The following is a 1,071-nucleotide window of genomic DNA, read 5'->3' as shown; positions in this document are numbered from 1 at the left end:
AACATCGAGTAGGGTGAGGCTTTTGCCTCATCCCTCTCACAGAACCGTACGTACGGACCTCGTATACGGCTCATGCAATTTACTATTCCTTATCTATTATTAGTAATAAGAAGCAAGAACACCCGTTTTTACTTCGTCTATCTGATATAAACCGATATCTTTAAACCAACTGTTTGGCATGGCATAACTTGCTAATGGACTCATCGAGTTTCGCCATGATTTCATTTTTATCCGCTTAAAAGGTGGTTTGTATTTTAGCTGCTTTAATCTACGGTGTAATTTATCCGCCGTTTTCCAAAGCGTCAATTGCACTGCCCTTAACCTTCGCCTTACCCAACTCGCTAATCCTTTAAGTTTACTGCTTATATTCGCTATCTTGAAGTAATTGACAAATCCCCTCAGCACTGGATTGAGTCGTTTTAACACAAATGCTAAATTTCCTCCGCCATTACGTTTGGTGAGTTGTTTTACTTTCACTTTTAATGCCTTGAGTTTCTTTTCTTGAATGCCTGTGTAATTGGTGAAAACCTTCACACCCAAGAATTTTATCCCTGTATCGCTATGTGCTATATGGGTTTTACGCTCATTCACTTTCAGTTTCAGTTTCAGCTTTTCTTCTAAAATATGGCTCGCTACTTTCAATGCGTTTTCTGCGCCAGATTTTGAGGTGCAGAATATCAAAATGTCATCCGCATAACGCACGATTCGGTGCGCTCGCTTCATCATTTCTTGATCGAACTCATCTAGGTAAATATTGGCTAATAATGGACTAATTACCCCGCCTTGCGGGCTGCCTAATTCACTCGTTTGCCAATTTGAGCCTATCATTACACCACTTTTTAGAAACATCTCAATCAAATTTAAGATACTACCGTCTGAGATACGCTTTCTCATACACTTGATGATCAAGTCGTGGTCGAGCATATCAAAGCATTTCGACAGAACCATATCAACAACATGCTGTTTGTTATACCTGCGTATAAATAACGTTGCTTTGCTGATCGCTTCGCCCCACACGATATCCATAACTTGATGGATGAAAATACGAGTCAAAAATAGGTGTCATGATAT

The 1,071-nt window shown here is 39.7% G+C and carries 1 protein-coding gene; it reads right to left on the bottom strand.

Annotated elements, in window-relative coordinates:
* Window positions 1-99: 99 nt before the first annotated feature.
* The gene (locus CJF42_RS19370) at window positions 100-924 is read right to left on the bottom strand and encodes a reverse transcriptase domain-containing protein (protein WP_502694801.1); all 825 of its coding nucleotides are present in this window, start codon (window positions 922-924) and stop codon (window positions 100-102) included.
* Between the last annotated feature and the right edge of the window lie 147 nt (window positions 925-1,071).

Source organism: Pseudoalteromonas sp. NBT06-2 (genome assembly GCF_002276045.1).
In the GTDB taxonomy this organism is placed as follows: domain Bacteria; phylum Pseudomonadota; class Gammaproteobacteria; order Enterobacterales; family Alteromonadaceae; genus Pseudoalteromonas.
The sequence above is the reverse complement of the archived record's forward strand: the minus strand, read 5'-3'. Positions and strand labels throughout refer to the sequence as shown.